The 14,345-nt window shown below is 70.9% G+C and carries 12 protein-coding genes and 1 tRNA gene; 5 read left to right on the top strand and 8 right to left on the bottom strand.

What is annotated here, in order from left to right:
- Window positions 1–234: 234 nt before the first annotated feature.
- Complete coding sequence (locus QUY26_RS23715) at window positions 235–1,050, top strand: hypothetical protein (RefSeq protein ID WP_289949934.1); 816 nt, start codon at window positions 235–237, stop codon at window positions 1,048–1,050.
- Window positions 1,051–1,095: 45 nt separating this feature from the next.
- Here the strand turns inward: QUY26_RS23715 and QUY26_RS23710 are convergent, their stop codons facing one another.
- On the bottom strand, window positions 1,096–1,407 hold the full coding sequence (locus QUY26_RS23710; RefSeq protein ID WP_289949930.1) for a hypothetical protein: 312 nt from the start codon (window positions 1,405–1,407) through the stop codon (window positions 1,096–1,098).
- A 101-nt stretch (window positions 1,408–1,508) separates the two neighbouring features.
- Between QUY26_RS23710 and QUY26_RS23705 the strand changes: the two genes are divergently transcribed.
- Entirely contained in the window at window positions 1,509–1,739 is a 231-nt protein-coding gene (locus tag QUY26_RS23705; RefSeq protein ID WP_289949927.1) for a DUF4287 domain-containing protein, read from the top strand.
- Window positions 1,740–1,886: 147 nt separating this feature from the next.
- Here the strand turns inward: QUY26_RS23705 and QUY26_RS23700 are convergent, their stop codons facing one another.
- Window positions 1,887–2,810, bottom strand: coding sequence for a Bax inhibitor-1/YccA family protein (locus QUY26_RS23700; RefSeq protein ID WP_289949924.1), 924 nt, complete (start codon window positions 2,808–2,810; stop codon window positions 1,887–1,889).
- A 152-nt stretch (window positions 2,811–2,962) separates the two neighbouring features.
- Window positions 2,963–4,138: a 4-hydroxybenzoate 3-monooxygenase gene (locus QUY26_RS23695; RefSeq protein WP_289949923.1), complete on the bottom strand. Its 1,176-nt coding sequence runs from the start codon at window positions 4,136–4,138 to the stop codon at window positions 2,963–2,965.
- 156 nt (window positions 4,139–4,294) lie between these two features.
- On the opposite strand from QUY26_RS23695, the gene QUY26_RS23690 reads away from it, so the two are divergent.
- A complete protein-coding gene (locus tag QUY26_RS23690) occupies window positions 4,295–5,092 on the top strand; it encodes a VOC family protein (RefSeq protein WP_289949922.1) in 798 nt (265 codons plus the stop codon).
- 67 nt (window positions 5,093–5,159) lie between these two features.
- Here QUY26_RS23690 and QUY26_RS23685 read toward each other — a convergent pair.
- A tRNA-Leu gene (locus QUY26_RS23685) sits at window positions 5,160–5,243 on the bottom strand.
- Between the two features lie 531 nt (window positions 5,244–5,774).
- Between QUY26_RS23685 and QUY26_RS23680 the strand changes: the two genes are divergently transcribed.
- Window positions 5,775–6,548: an ABC transporter ATP-binding protein gene (locus QUY26_RS23680; RefSeq protein ID WP_289949919.1), complete on the top strand. Its 774-nt coding sequence runs from the start codon at window positions 5,775–5,777 to the stop codon at window positions 6,546–6,548.
- 144 nt (window positions 6,549–6,692) lie between these two features.
- Complete coding sequence (locus tag QUY26_RS23675) at window positions 6,693–9,215, top strand: ABC transporter permease (RefSeq protein ID WP_289949917.1); 2,523 nt, start codon at window positions 6,693–6,695, stop codon at window positions 9,213–9,215.
- Window positions 9,216–9,330: 115 nt separating this feature from the next.
- Here the strand turns inward: QUY26_RS23675 and QUY26_RS23670 are convergent, their stop codons facing one another.
- The 4 genes from QUY26_RS23670 to QUY26_RS23655 all read right to left on the bottom strand — a co-directional run bounded on the left by QUY26_RS23670 (window position 9,331) and on the right by QUY26_RS23655 (window position 14,336).
- Window positions 9,331–10,647, bottom strand: coding sequence for an SAM-dependent methyltransferase (locus QUY26_RS23670; RefSeq protein ID WP_289949916.1), 1,317 nt, complete (start codon window positions 10,645–10,647; stop codon window positions 9,331–9,333).
- A 233-nt stretch (window positions 10,648–10,880) separates the two neighbouring features.
- On the bottom strand, window positions 10,881–12,278 hold the full coding sequence (locus QUY26_RS23665; protein WP_289949914.1) for an NAD(P)/FAD-dependent oxidoreductase: 1,398 nt from the start codon (window positions 12,276–12,278) through the stop codon (window positions 10,881–10,883).
- 456 nt (window positions 12,279–12,734) lie between these two features.
- Complete coding sequence (locus QUY26_RS23660; protein ID WP_289949911.1) at window positions 12,735–13,679, bottom strand: Ppx/GppA phosphatase family protein; 945 nt, start codon at window positions 13,677–13,679, stop codon at window positions 12,735–12,737.
- Between the two features lie 135 nt (window positions 13,680–13,814).
- The gene (locus tag QUY26_RS23655) at window positions 13,815–14,336 is read right to left on the bottom strand and encodes a DUF501 domain-containing protein (protein WP_289949909.1); all 522 of its coding nucleotides are present in this window, start codon (window positions 14,334–14,336) and stop codon (window positions 13,815–13,817) included.
- Between the last annotated feature and the right edge of the window lie 9 nt (window positions 14,337–14,345).

Here is a 14,345-nt window from a genome sequence, read left to right as displayed (position 1 = left end):
CACAGCGGCCACTTCGCCCCCTCCACTCATTCGTGACCCAATCTCCCCCAGGATGTGACCAATCTCCTGGGGGAGGCGCAATTGCCCAGGTCAGCACGGATGCGCGAATAAACACCGGGCCGAAAGTCCTGTCCAATTCGTGACGTAATGCACTGACAGCGGGATGGTGCAGGCTTCAAGCTGATGTAGGAAGTCGGGGGTCGACTTGAAACCGGGAGTACGTCAGTGAGCGCCATGCATCTTGCCTTGCTGCTCTCCGCGGCCGCTGCCACGGCCGTGGGCACCGCGACCCTGCACACCGTGCGGGGCCTGCGGCAGCAGATCACCGAGCTGCGCACCGAGCTGGCCGAGAGCCGCGGCGCGGCCGTCAGCCGCGTCTCCGTACCCGCGGCACGTACCGCCGTGGACACCGAGGAGATACGCGCGGCGGTCGCCGAGGCCCTCGCCGAGGAGCGCGAGCGCGAGCTGGCCGAGGCGCGCGCGTTCTGGGCCGCCCAGGAGGCGCGGGACATCGCGGACACGCCCTCGCTCCTCAGCGGCCTGCCCGAGAGCATCGCGGACGAGCTGTTCCTGCCGCGCCAGGCCGATCTCGCGGGCCTGGAGGCGGAGAGCCTGGAGCCGGTCGTGGAGCCCTTCGCCGACCCGGCGGGGGCCGTGGACGAGTTCGCCGCGGACTCCCCCGAGCTGGCCGCGGCCCGCCGCCGCCACCCCTCCCACCCCGACTTCGTGCCGGTGCAGTCCAGCGCGCACGGCGACCACGAGCGCACCGTGGCCTGCCTGGAGGAGCTGGCCGACGCCCGCACGGCGCTCGCCGACGTGCGCCCCGGCCCCCTCGGCACCCTGGACGTCTACGTCTTCACGGACGGCACGACGCTCTGCATGACCCCGGGCCACCGCGAGACCGCGGAGCTGCTCGCCGCCGCACTGCGCGACGGCCAGGCCCCGGTCCTGCTCGGCGGCTCCGGCGTCTCGGGCGCGTACGCCCTGACGTTCGCGTGCGGCGCGGAGAACGTCTACATCCTGGCCGACCGTGTGATCGCGAGCGTCTGAGCCGTCACCGCTGGGTGACCGCGAGCGTCCGACAGCGGTTTCCGGTCAGATTCCGGCCCGTCCGAGGGCCTGCTCCACCAGTTCCACGGCCTCCGCGAGTTCCCGCTCGTCGGCGAGCACCAGGGCCAAGTCCCGTCCCGCGACGGTGATCTGGTCGGCCGCCGCGAACATTCCGGCGTCCGGCATCCGGCGCGGTTCCTCGCCCGGCGCCTCCCGCACCTGGGTGCGCAGGGCCAACTCCCTGGCGAGCTCGAGCGCTTCGGCCGCCGCCCCACGCTGCAGTCTGGACTGCGGGGCGGCCCGCAGCCGGTCCGCGAATCGGTCAACGGCCGTGATCAAAGGCGTCGTATCGAGCACTGTGCGACCCTACGCGTCGAGCGGGGACTGTTGCCAATACCCGAACGCTCAGGCACGGTGGCGTGAAGGACGGACCACATCGAACGCGTCCGGAGGCGCCGATGTCCCAAGTCTTCTCCGAGGAGACCCACCGAAATCTGCTCGCGCGAATCCCCCACTGCACAGGTCGTGAAGTCTCCGACTGGCTGCGCACCGTCGACGAGGGCCCCTCTCTCTTCCGCTTCGAGGAGAAGGTCAGCTGGCTCCGCGGCGCACACAACCTCGCGTACGGCCACGCCAAGGCGATCATCCACGAGTACGACCTCCGTCGTGCCGCGCGCAAACTGCTCTGACCCCGACCCCCGTTCCCCCGCGAAGACAGACATCAGGACAGGCAGCAGGACAAGCATCAGACGAACGGCAGACGACGAAGGGCCCGCGGAAGGTATTCCGCGGGCCCTTCGGCCGTCTTCAGGACGTCAGCCGCCCAGGGGGCGGCGTCAGTCGTTGCCCTGCAGGATCGCGATGAGCCGCAGGAACTCCATGTAGATCCACACCAGCGTCATCGTGAGGCCGAAGGCGGCGAGCCAGGCCTCCTCGCGCGGGGCGCCGTACGCGATGCCGTCCTCGACCTGCTTGAAGTCCAGGGCCAGGAAGCAGGCACCGAGCAGGATGCCGATGATGCCGAACATGATGCCGAGGCCACCGCTGCGGAAGCCGAGGCCGTCACCGCCGCCGATCACGGCGAACAGCAGGTTCACCGCCATCAGCAGGATGAAGCCGAGGGCGGCCGCCATCACGAAGCCGTAGAACCGGCGGTTCACGCGGATCCAGCCGGCCTTGTACGCCACGAGGACGCCGAGGAAGACGGCCATCGTGCCGAGCACGGCCTGCATGGCCGCGCCGCTCGCGATGCGGTTGTCGACGACGCTGGAGACGACGCCGAGGAAGACACCCTCCAGGGCGGCGTACGTCAGGATCAGCGGCGGCGACGCCTTGCGCTTGAAGGCCTGCACGAAGCCCAGGATCATCGCGACGAGACCGGCGCCGATCGCGATGCCGTAGGACTTGCTGATGTTGGCGTCGTCCACGGGCAGCAGCGCCCAGGCGAGCGCGGCCGTGACGACGAGGACGCCGAGCGTGGTGGCCGTGCGCATGACGACGTCGTCCATCGTCATGCGGCCGGTGGTCACCGGGGACTGGGGCGGGGCGCCCTGGAGGTCCTGCTGGGCGTACGGGTTGTTGGCGTACGGGTTGGCGGGGGCCTGCTGGCCCGCGCCCGCGTACGGGTTGCCCTGCGCGTACGGATTGGCCTGCGTCCCGACGGCGGCGGCTCCCCCGGCCTGCGGCTGGGCGTTGAAGCCGGCGTAGCCGTTGTCGCGGCTGAACCCCCGTCGCGAGAAGACCGGGTTACTGCTCCTCATCTCACTCCTCCATGGCCACCGTGCGTGGCTTTGGTTCAAGAGTAATGGGCTGGCAAAGATCCGGCCCTAGTGCTCAGGGAGGATCTTTCCCCATCTGTTACGAGGAACGCTCGCCGAGGCTCAGGTGTTCCGGCCCCCGCGGGTGACCCCGTTCAGCCGAACGGCAGTCCCGTGTAGCTCTCGGCCAGGTCCGTCGCCGCCGCCCGCGAGGTGGCGATCCGGTCGAGCCGGGCCAGCTGGAGCCGGTCGTCGAAGGGGGTGGCGTCGGGGTCGCGGTGCAGCATGGCCGTCATCGCGTACGCGAACCGCTCGGCCTGCCAGACCCGGCGCAGACAGGTCGCGGAGTACGCGTCGAGGCCCGTCGGGTCGCCGCTGGTGTGGTGGGCGACCAGGGCGCGGGCGAGGGTGACGACGTCGCCCACGGCGAGGTTGAGGCCCTTGGCGCCGGTGGGCGGCACGATGTGGGCGGCGTCACCGGCGAGGAAGAGCCGGCCGTGCCGCATCGGCTCGTGGACGTGGGAGCGCATCGGGGTGACGGACGTGGCCGTGATCGGGCCGCGCGTGAGGTGCCAGCCGTCGTCGGTGGCCAGGCGCAGGTCCAGCTCGTCCCAGATCGCCCGTTCGCTCCAGTCGGCGGCGCGGGTGCCCTCGGGGACCTGGAGGTAGAGCCGGGAGACCGTGGGCGAGCGCATGCTCAGGAGGGCGAAGCCGCGGTCGTGGCGGGCGTAGACCAGCTCGTCGTGGGAGGGCGGCGCGTCCGCGAGGACCCCGAGCCAGGCGTAGGGGTACCTGCGCTCGTACGTCCGCGAGAGCGCGGCGGGCACCGCGGCCCGGGACACACCCCAGTAGCCGTCGCACCCGGCGACGTACGCGCAGTCCAGGACCCCCTCGCGGCCCTCGTGGCGGTAGCGCACCCGGGGCGCGTCGGTGTCCGCGTCCTCCACGGCGAGCGCCTCGGCCCCGAAGAGCAGCGGGCCGCCGCCGCGGAACCGCAGGGCGATCAGGTCCTTGCACACCTCCGTCTGGGCGTAGACGGTCACCGCGCGGCCGTCGGCGAGGCAGGAGAAGTCGACGCGGTGCCTGCGGCCCTCGAAGCGCAGCTCGATGCCGGTGTGGCGCAGGCCCTCGCGGTCCATGCGGGCGCCCGCCCCGGCCGCGCGCAGCGCGTCGGCCGTGGACTGCTCCAGGATCCCGGCGCGCTGGCGCCGCTCCACGTGGGCGCGGTCGCGGCTCTCCAGGACGACGGACTCGATGCCCGCGGCGTCCAGGAGACGGGCGAGCAGGAGGCCCGCGGGGCCCGCTCCGATGATCGCGACGGTGGTGCGCATCACGGGAGTGTCGGACCGCCCGGGGCGGGTGTCAACGGTGGGGCGGCGTGCCGGGGCCGACTCCGTGCCCCTGGTGCCCCCGCGCTCGTGGCGCGGTTGTCAGGGGTGGCTGCCATGCTGAGAAGAGCCCAGGAACCCACCTTCGAAGGGCAGGACATGCTTTCCACCGACTTCGTCCCCGGCGCCCCGAACTGGCTGGATCTCGGTGTCCGGGACACCGACGCCGCGGTGTCCTTCTACTCCGCCGTCTTCGGCTGGCAGTTCCAGTCGGCGGGCCCGGAGAGCGGCGGGTACGGCTTCTTCGTGCAGGACGACAAGACCGTCGCCGGGCTCGGCCCGCTGACCGAGGAGGGCGCGTCCTCCGCCTGGACGCTGTATTTCCACACGGCGGACGCGGACGCCACCGCCAAGGCCGTCGAGCAGGCGGGCGGCCGGGTGCGGGTGCCCCCGGGGGACGTCTTCGGTTTCGGCCGGATGGGCCAGTTCAGCGACCCGGCGGGCGCGGACTTCGCCGTCTGGCAGCCGGGCGACACCAAGGGCGTGGACCTCGTCAGCACGCCCCATTCGCTGACCTGGGCCGAGCTGTACACCACGGACGCGGCAGCGGCCAAGGACTTCTACCGCGCGGTGTTCTCCTGGCAGCTGACCGACGTGGAGATGGGCCCGGACATGACGTACACCGTGTTGACCCCCGCGGGTGGCACGGAGGAGAACAGCCACGGCGGCCTCATGCAGCTCCACCAGGACAACCTGGACGCGGGCTCGGGCCCGGAGTGGCATCCGTACTTCGAGGTGGCCGACTGCGACGCGGTCTGCACCAAGGCGCTTCAGGCCGGGGGCACGACGCTCATCCCGCCGATGGACGCTCCGGGGATCGGCCGGATGGCCATGCTGACCGACCCCGCGGGAGCGGCGTTCGCGATCATCAAGAGCGAGCAGGCGCAGGCGAGTTGACAGACCGTCACGCACGCGGTGCGCATGCTGCACGCCGCGTGCGCGCGAAGCGGAGAGGAGGCGGAGGTGCCCGGAACCGGACTTGAACCGGTACGCCCGCTAAGGGGCAGCGAGGTTTAAGCTCGCCGTGTCTGCATTCCACCATCCGGGCAGGTGCGTGGGCTCCGCAACAAGGCTTCGACCCTATCGGGAGGCATCCCCCGAACAGCGGAACGACAGCCCGACGTTGTCTTATTTTATTGACGTCTGAGGGTGCATCAGCACGCGGTACTGGCCGGTGGTACTTGCCATCGGCCTTGTGAGCAGGGGCGCGCGCCGGTGAGGGAATTGACGGAATTTAGCCGTCCACGGGCGACACGTCCGCGCCGCCTCCTCGCGCCCCTTTAGCGCCCCCTCATGACCCCTGTGGTGGCCCCTGCGGTGGTTCCTGCCCGAAGGCTTCGTGAACATCTGCGCGAAGCCCCTCGTGGCCACCCGCGCGAGGACCTCGTGAACGCCCGCGCCAGGGCCCCCGCCCCCGGTCCCGAGTAGGGGCGGGCCGTCATCCCCAGGTATGACATGCCCCCACCGAGTCCGACCGGAGTCGCCCCCAGGAACCGGAACAGCGGCTGACTCCACGGAGCCGTTCCGCCGTGACGATGGAGTACGTACCCACTCGCCGTCCCGACAGGAGCACCCGCCCGTGACCACCACCACTTCCTTCGCCGCCCGCGCCACCCAGGTGGCCGCCCGCGCCACGGATCTGTCCAAGGTGTACGGCCAGGGTGAGACCCAGGTGGTCGCTCTGGACCACGTCTCCGTGGACTTCGGGCAGGGCGAGTTCACCGCGATCATGGGCCCCTCGGGCTCCGGCAAGTCCACGCTGATGCACTGCGTGGCGGGTCTGGACAGCTTCAGCGGCGGCTCCGTGCGCATCGGGGACACCGAGCTCTCCACGCTCAAGGACAAGCAGCTCACCAAGCTCCGCCGGGACAAGATCGGATTCATCTTCCAGGCGTTCAACCTGCTGCCCACGCTGACCGCCCTGGAGAACATCACGCTGCCCATGGACATCGCCGGCCGCAAGCCGAACAAGCAGTGGCTGGAGCAGGTCATCTCCATGGTGGGCCTGGCCGGGCGCCTCTCCCACCGGCCCACCGAGCTGTCCGGCGGCCAGCAGCAGCGCGTCGCCGTGGCCCGCGCCCTCGCCTCCCAGCCCGAGATCATCTTCGGTGACGAGCCGACCGGAAACCTGGACTCGCGGTCCGGCGCCGAGGTGCTCGGCTTCCTCCGCAACTCGGTGCGTGAGCTCGGCCAGACCGTCGTGATGGTCACCCACGACCCGGTGGCCGCCTCGTACGCGGACCGCGTGATCTTCCTCGCCGACGGGCGGATCGTGGACGAGATGATCCAGCCGACCGCGGACGGGGTCCTCGACCGGATGAAGGACTTCGACGCGAAGGGCCGGACGAGCTAGCGCTGGTCGGCCCCGCCGGTCGCCCCACCGCCGCGAGGGCTGAGCTCTCGCCGGGGCTGCGGGCCTGTTGTGGCTGGTCGCGCAGTTCCCCGCGCCCCTTCGGGGCGCTCCCCTCACCGTGCACACTCACCTGGACTCTCACCCATGTTCCGTACCGCCCTGCGCAACGTGCTCGCGCACAAGGCCAGGCTGCTGATGACCGTACTCGCCGTCATGCTCGGCGTCGCGTTCGTCTCCGGCACCCTGGTCTTCACCGACACCTTCGGCTCCGCCTACAAGAACAAGTCGGCGAAGAGCTTCGACCACGTCTCCGTCGCCATCAAGCCCGACGGCGGCTCCCGTGACGACGGCCAGGAGGCCAAGCAGCCGGACCGGCTGACGGACTCCCTGCTCAGCCGCGCCGGGAAGCTGCCCGGCGCCCAGGCGGCCCTCGGCAGCGTCTCCGGCTTCACCGCCCTCGCCGACAAGGACGGCAAGCTGGTCGGTGGCGAGTGGGGCACCACGGGCTCCAACTACTTCCCCGGCGAGGGCGGCAAGGACCCGCGCTACGACTTCACCGAGGGCGCGGCCCCGAAGTCGGCCGGTGACATCGCCCTGGACAGCCGTACCGCCGACCGCACCGGCTTCAAGGTCGGCGACACGGTCCGCTACTCCACCGACGGACCGGTGCGGACCGCCAAGGTCAGCGGCATCTTCGACACCGACGACGGCAGCGTCGTCGCGGGCGGCAGCCTCGTCGTCTTCGACAACGACACCGCGCGCAAGGTCCTCGGCAAGAAGAACATGACGTACGACGAGATCGACGTGAAGGCCGCCGCCGGCACGTCCGAGACCGCCCTGAAGAGCGCCGTCGAGAAGATCCTGCCGAAGGACACCGAGGCCGAGACCGGCACCTCGCTCAAGGACGAGCAGGACCGCATGATCGAGCAGAACACCAGCTCCATGAGCCAGGTGCTGCTGATCTTCGCCGGCATCGCGCTGTTCGTCGGCATCTTCATCATCGCCAACACCTTCACCATGCTGGTCGCCCAGCGCACCAAGGAGCTGGCCCTGATGCGCGCCGTCGGCGCGTCCCGCCGCCAGGTCACGCGCTCGGTCCTCATCGAGGCCTTCCTCGTCGGCCTGGTCGCCGCCGTCGCGGGCTTCGCCCTCGGCATCGGCGTCGCCGTCGGCCTGGAGTCCCTGATGAACGCGGGCGGCGCCTCGCTGCCCGACGGCCCGCTCGTCATCGGCCCGACCACCATCGTCACGGCGCTGGTCATCGGCGTGGTCGTGACCATGCTCGCCGCCTGGCTGCCCGGCCGTCGCGCCGCGAAGATCCCGCCGGTCGCCGCGATGAACGCCGTGCACGCCTCGCCCACGGTGCGCGGCCTGGTCGTACGCAACACCATCGGCTCGCTCATCGTCGCCCTCGGCGCGGTCATGCTGTTCATGGAGGACAACTACGTGAAGTCCGGGGGCGCCGCGACGATCCTCGTCGGCGTCATCGTCCTCACGCCGCTGCTGTCCCGCCCCTTCATCGCCGCCGCGGGCCCGCTCCTGAAGCCCTTCGGCGTCACCGGCAAGCTGGCCCGCCTCAACTCGGTCCGCAACCCGCGCCGCACGGCCTCCACCGCGTCGGCCCTGATGATCGGCCTGACCCTCATCACCGCGATGACCGTCGTCGCCGTCTCCATGGGCAGCGCCATCAACAAGATGGCCACGGACTCCCTGAAGGCCGACTACGCCGTCTCGATGGCGAACTTCCAGCCGCTGACCCCCAAGGTCCACGAGAAGCTGGCCGAGCTGCCCGAGGTCGAGGCCAGCAGCCCGCTGCGCACCACCTGGGGCGAGGCCGACGGCCGCGACACCCGGATCTCCGGCGTCGACCCCAAGGCCTTCGACAAGCTCGTCGGCCTGGACTTCACCAGCGGCTCCGCCGCCGGGCTCAAGGGCGACGCCGTCCTCGTCGACAAGGAGACCGCCGACGCCAAGGGCCTGAAGGCCGGGGACACCGTCCCGGTGAAGTTCGACGACGACAGGACCACCCGCCTGAAGGTCGCGGGCGTCTACAAGTCCAACGAGATGCTCGACGGGCTCTTCGCCCCGGTCTCCGTCGTCACCCCGCACCTGTCGAAGGTCCAGGACCAGCAGCTCCTGCTGAAGATGAAGGACGGCGCGTCCGACAAGGCCGAGGACGCCATCGTGAAGGCCCTCGGCGACAACCCCGCCATCAAGATCCAGGACAAGGACGACATCAGCAACGAGGTCGGCGGCGCCATCAACATGCTCCTGAACATGCTGTACGGCCTGCTCGCCATGGCGATCCTCGTCGCCGTCCTCGGTGTCATCAACACCCTGGCGATGTCCGTCTTCGAGCGGAAGCACGAGATCGGGATGCTCCGCGCGATCGGGCTCGACCGCGCGAAGATCAAGCAGATGGTGCGCCTGGAGTCGGTCGTCATCTCGCTGTTCGGCGCGGTGCTCGGCGTGGGACTCGGCCTGTTCCTCGGATGGGTGGCCGGGGACAGCATCTCCGGGACCGTGACCACGTACTCCATGGAGGTGCCCGTCGGGCGGATCGTGGTCTTCCTCGCCATCGCGGCGGTGGTCGGTGTCCTCGCCGCGGTGTGGCCCGCGCGCAGCGCGGCTCGCCTCAACCCGCTGCAGGCCATCAAGTCCGAGTGACGCCGGCGCTGTGCTGAGGCGGTGGGGCCCGGGGTGACAGTCACCCCGGGCCCCACCGTCGTCCTGCGGGGGCTGCGCCCCCTGGCCCCTCTTGGTGCCGCTTCGCGGCTCGTCCTCACACGCCGGACGGGCTTGGTTCCCTCCAGGTCCTCGCCCGCAGGGGCATGCCCGACCTGCCCTTCTGCGGTGTGCGGACCGCCAGGACCTGGTTGACCCCTATGCGGTTGTTCTCGAAGGCCAGGGCCGACGCCGCCATGTAGAGGCGCCAGATGCGGGCGCGGCCGGGGGTGGTCAGGCGGACCGCGCGGGGCCAGTTCGCCTCCAGGTTGGTGACCCAGTGGCGCAGGGTGAGGGCGTAGTGCTCGCGGATGGACTCGACGTCGCGGACCTCGAAGCCGGCGCGTTCCAGGAGGCCGACGGTGGTGCCGAGGGGGGCGAGTTCGCCGTCGGGGAAGACGTAGGCGTCGATGAACTCGTCGACGGAGTACGCGGACTCGTCGAGCTGGGGGCGGCGGGCGATCTGGTGGTTCAGGAGGCGGCCGCCGGGCTTCAGGAGGGCGTAGAGGTCACCGGCGTAGTCCAGGTACCGCTCGGCGCCGACGTGTTCGGCCATGCCGATGGAGGAGATGGCGTCGTACGGGCCGTCGCGGACGTCGCGGTAGTCCTGGACGCGGATCTCGACGCGGTCGGTGAGGCCCTCCTGGGCGACGCGCTTCCTGGCGTACGCGGCCTGCTCCTGGGAGAGCGTGACGCCGACGACGCGGACGCCGTACTCGCGGGCGGCGTGGATGGCCATGGAGCCCCAGCCGCAGCCGACGTCCAGGAGCCGCATGCCGGGCTTCAGGGCGAGCTTGCGGGCGATGAGGTCGAGCTTGTCGCGCTGGGCGTCGGCCAGCGTCGAGTCCGGGGACTCCCAGTAGGCGCAGGAGTAGACCATCGAGGGGCCGAGCACCAGCTCGTAGAAGTCGTTGCCGACGTCGTAGTGGTGGCTGATGGCCTTCCTGTCGCTGCCCTTGGTGTGCCGGTGCAGCCTGCCGGGCCTGCGCATCTCCTCGCGGGGCACGGGCGGCGGCACGAACGGAGCGGCGAGCGCGAGCAGCGAGCGGGCGGCGGACCTGACCCGCGGGTCGCGGAGTCTGTCGGTGAGGCCCGGGGCGTCGTCCGCGCGCTCCCAGATGAACTCGGCGAGCAGGTCGAGGGCCGCGTACAGATCGCCGTCGACATCGATGTCCCCGGCCACCCAGGCCCGCGCGAGCCCCAGCTCGCCGGGCTTCCACAACAGTCGGCGCAGGGCGCGGCGGTGGCGTACGACGAGGGTGGGGGCGCCCGGCGGCCCCGCCTCCGAACCGTCCCAGGCCCGGATTCGAACCGGCAGCTCGGTTCCCACCAACTGCTCGGCAAGGTTCTGCAGCCGCAGTGCGGCGTCCTGCATGGCGCACACCTCCGTGATCGGATCCCGGAACGGAACGGTCCAGCACCACGTAAACACCAACGGGCCGCCCGCGCAGTCCCGTTGCGCCGTTACGAATATGCAAAATGCATGTAGCAGGCATCTAGGGGCTGCCGGGAACGCCGAAAGGGCCCCCGCACCACGGATGGCGGGGACCCTTTCGCGCTGTACTGCGGGTCTTGCTGCGGGCCGTCGGGCGGCCCTGGCGGCTGCCGTCAGGAAGCGGCCTTCTCCTCGACCGGGGCGGCCGGAGCCTCGGCCTTGACCGCGGGCTTCGGGGCCGGCTTGGCGGCCTCGTAGAACTCCTCGCGGGGCGTCTCCATGGCGCCGAGCGAGACGACCTCGCGCTTGAGGAACATGCCGAGCGTCCAGTCCGCGAAGACGCGGATCTTGCGGTTGAACGTCGGCATCGCCATGCCGTGGTACGCGCGGTGCATGTACCAGGCGAGACGGCCCTTGAGCTTGATCTTCATCTTGCCCATGACGATCATCGCGACGCCCTTGTGCAGGCCGAGGCCCGCGACCGCGCCCTTGTTGGCGTGGCTGTACTCCTTCTGCGGGAAGCCCCGCATGCCGGAGATCACGTTGTCGCCGAGGACCTTGGCCTGGCGCAGGGCGTGCTGAGCGTTGGGCGGGCACCAGGCGTTCTCGTTGCCCGCCTTGCGGCCGACGACGTCCGGCACCTGGGCGTTGTCGCCCGCGGCCCAGATGTAGTCGGTGCCCTGGACCTGGAGGGTCGTCTGGGTGTCGACGTGGCCGCGGGGGCCGAGCGGCAGACCGAAGCGCGCGAGGGCCGGGTTCGGCTTGACGCCGGCGGTCCACACGATGGTGTTGGAGTCGACCTCGAGGCCGTTGTTGAGGACCACGTGTCCGTCGACGCAGGAGTCCATGCCGGTCTTCAGGTAGACCTCGACACCGCGGCCTTCCAGGTGCTCCTTGCCGTAGGCGCCGAGCTTCGGGCCGACCTCGGGGAGGATCTTGTCGGCGACGTCGACGAGCAGGAAGCGCATGTCCTCGCGCGTCACGCTCTTGTAGTACTTGGCCGCGTCGCGGGCCATGTCCTCGACCTCGCCGATGGTCTCGGCACCGGCGAAGCCACCGCCGACGAAGACGAAGGTCAGCGCCTTGCGGCGGACCTCCTCGTCCGTCGTGGAGTCGGCCTTGTCGAGCTGCTCGAGCACGTGGTTGCGCAGGCCGATGGCCTCCTCGATGCCCTTCATGCCGATGCCCTGCTCGGCGAGACCGGGGATCGGGAAGGTGCGGGAGACCGCGCCCATCGCGATGACCAGGTAGTCGAACGGCAGCTCGTACGCCTCGCCGACGAGCGGCGCGATCGTGGCGACCTTGCGGTCCTGGTCGATGGTGGTGACCCGGCCGGTGAGGACTTCCGCCTTGGGCAGCACGCGTCGCAGCGGGACGACGACGTGCCGAGGCGAGATGCTGCCGGCCGCGGCTTCGGGGAGGAAGGGCTGGTACGTCATGTACGAGCGCGGGTCGACGACCGTGACGGTCGCCTCTCCGTAGCGCATCTTCTTCAGAATGCGTCGAGCTGCGTACAGGCCTACGTACCCACCGCCTACTACGAGGATCCTGGGACGCTCCGTGGTGCTCATGCCATCGAGTATCCACCCCCTCCCCGGGGGTCGCTCGTGCGCCCCTTCACAAGCATGGGCGGGGCCTCTGCTACACTTCGCCGCCCACGTGACGGAGGTCATGACCGCACGGGGGAACCACCGCCCCACGCGAGTCGTTGTCAACCCCTCGTGAGCTGCCGCTCCTGGCTCCGCCGCCCGGTGAACCACACCGTCGTTCACACCCCGGCAACACGGCGGAAGCACTCCCGGCGCCCGCCTTCGGGCCCGCACCCCGCCCGTTCCCGGGCCGAACTCCTCAAAACCTCGCCCAACAGGGCCGATTTCCTTGTGAAGAACTTCACGAACTTTCTCGGCGGCGCCTCGGAAGGAGGCGTTCCAACCCCTCCGGGCCGCTCAGACGTCGCCTTGCGCGCTCAGCCGTTCACGGTACGGCAGGGCCCGTCGGATCCGCGTGAAGCCCGTCCCGGGTGCGGGTCAGGCGATCGACCAGGCGATGCCGTCGAGGATGTCGTGCTCGCTCACGACCAGTTCGGCCGCACCGGCCCGTTCCATGATCGCGAGCAGGACGAGGGCACCCGCGGCGATGACGTCCACCCGGCCCGGGTGCATCACGGGGATCGCCGCGCGCTCGGCGTGCGTGGAGCGCACCAGCATGTCGGCGATCTCCGCCACGCGGGCGTAGGGGAAGCGGGAGTGGTGGATCGCCGCGGAGTCGTACGCGTCCAGGCCGAGCGCGATGCCGGCGACCGTGGTGACCGAGCCCGCGAGGCCCACGAGGGTGTGCGCCTCGCGCAGCGGGACCGTCTCCTCCGCGAGGTCGAGGGCCGCCTCGATGTCCGCGCGGATCGCGGCCAGCTGGGCCTCGGTGGGCGGGTCGGCGAGGACCACGCCGTCCCGGACGAGGTGGCGCTCCGTCATCCGCACGCAGCCCACGTCCACGGAGCGGGCCGCGCGGACGTTGTCGTCGCCGACGACGAACTCCGTGGAGCCGCCGCCGATGTCGACGACGAGGTACGGGCCCGCCATGTCCGGGTGGCCCTTGAGCTCCTTGGTCGCGCCCGTGAAGGAGAACTCGGCCTCCTGGTCGCCGCTGATCACCCCCGGTTCGACGCCGAGGATGTCGAGGACGCCGCGCACGAACTCGTCGCGGTTGTCGGCGTCGCGGGAGGCGGAGGTGGCGACGAAGCGGAGGCGCTCCGCGCCGTGTTCCTTGATGACCTCGGCGTACGCGCGGCAGGCCGCGAACGTCCGCTCCAGCGCCTCCGGCGCGAGCCGTCCCGTCCGGTCCACGCCCTGCCCCAGCCGGACGATCTCCATCCGGCGGTCCAGGTCGACCAGTTGCCCCGTCGCGGGGTCGGCGTCGGCCACGAGCAGACGGATCGAGTTCGTGCCGCAGTCGATGGCTGCCACGCGGGTCATCGGGCGTTCTCCTATGTCGTTACGGTGCCGTGGGACGGGGCTGTGCCCACGCTCCGGCCTGCCGCAGGTGGTGAGGGCGGGCGGGCCCGTCGCGGAGCGGCGGGCCAGGGTCGCCCCGGTGCCGGGTGCGGCAGGTCAGTCCTGGGCGGGGCCCACGCAAGGGCCCTTCCGCCACCACTCCGGCAGGAGGGCGATCGCCTCGTCGCCGAGGGGGTTCACGCCGGGGCCCGCGGCCAGCGAGTGGGCCACGAGGACGTGCAGGCACTTCACGCGGTCCGGCATGCCACCGGCCGAGGGGAAGCCTTCGAGCACCTCGATGGAGTCGCGCCGCGCGATGTAGTCCTCGTGGGCGGCCCGGTACGCGGCGGCGAGATCGGGATCGGTGCCGAGCCGCTCCGTCATCTCCTTCATGACGCCGTTCGCTTCGAGCGTCCCGATCGCCGACGCGGCCCGCGGGCACGTCAGGTAGTACGTCGTCGGGAACGGCGTGCCGTCGGGCAGCCGGGGCGCCGTCTCGACCACGTCCGGGTTGCCGCAGGGGCAGCGGTGCGCGATGGCGCGCAAACCACGCGGCGGGCGCCCGAGCTGCTCCTGGAACGCGGTGATGTCGGCGTCCGTGGGCGCGGTGGGCTCGGTCTGGGGCGGGGGCGTCTGCATGCCTGTCTT

This window comes from Streptomyces flavofungini (assembly GCF_030388665.1).
Lineage (GTDB): Bacteria > Actinomycetota > Actinomycetes > Streptomycetales > Streptomycetaceae > Streptomyces > Streptomyces flavofungini_A.
Note: the sequence above shows the minus strand (reverse complement) of the source record. Positions and strands in the feature narration are given on the sequence as shown.

Bases quoted from the DNA above. Each gene is read 5' to 3' on its own strand.
- QUY26_RS23690 (WP_289949922.1), top strand. From the start codon at position 4,295: ATGCTTTCCACCGACTTCGTCCCCGGCGCCCCGAACTGGCTGGATCTC.
- QUY26_RS23670 (WP_289949916.1), bottom strand. From the start codon at position 10,647: ATGCAGGACGCCGCACTGCGGCTGCAGAACCTTGCCGAGCAGTTGGTG.
- QUY26_RS23715 (WP_289949934.1), top strand. From the start codon at position 235: ATGCATCTTGCCTTGCTGCTCTCCGCGGCCGCTGCCACGGCCGTGGGC.
- QUY26_RS23660 (WP_289949911.1), bottom strand. From the start codon at position 13,679: ATGACCCGCGTGGCAGCCATCGACTGCGGCACGAACTCGATCCGTCTG.
- QUY26_RS23705 (WP_289949927.1), top strand. From the start codon at position 1,509: ATGTCCCAAGTCTTCTCCGAGGAGACCCACCGAAATCTGCTCGCGCGA.
- QUY26_RS23675 (WP_289949917.1), top strand. From the start codon at position 6,693: ATGTTCCGTACCGCCCTGCGCAACGTGCTCGCGCACAAGGCCAGGCTG.
- QUY26_RS23655 (WP_289949909.1), bottom strand. From the start codon at position 14,336: ATGCAGACGCCCCCGCCCCAGACCGAGCCCACCGCGCCCACGGACGCC.
- QUY26_RS23665 (WP_289949914.1), bottom strand. From the start codon at position 12,278: ATGAGCACCACGGAGCGTCCCAGGATCCTCGTAGTAGGCGGTGGGTAC.
- QUY26_RS23700 (WP_289949924.1), bottom strand. From the start codon at position 2,810: ATGAGGAGCAGTAACCCGGTCTTCTCGCGACGGGGGTTCAGCCGCGAC.
- QUY26_RS23695 (WP_289949923.1), bottom strand. From the start codon at position 4,138: ATGCGCACCACCGTCGCGATCATCGGAGCGGGCCCCGCGGGCCTCCTG.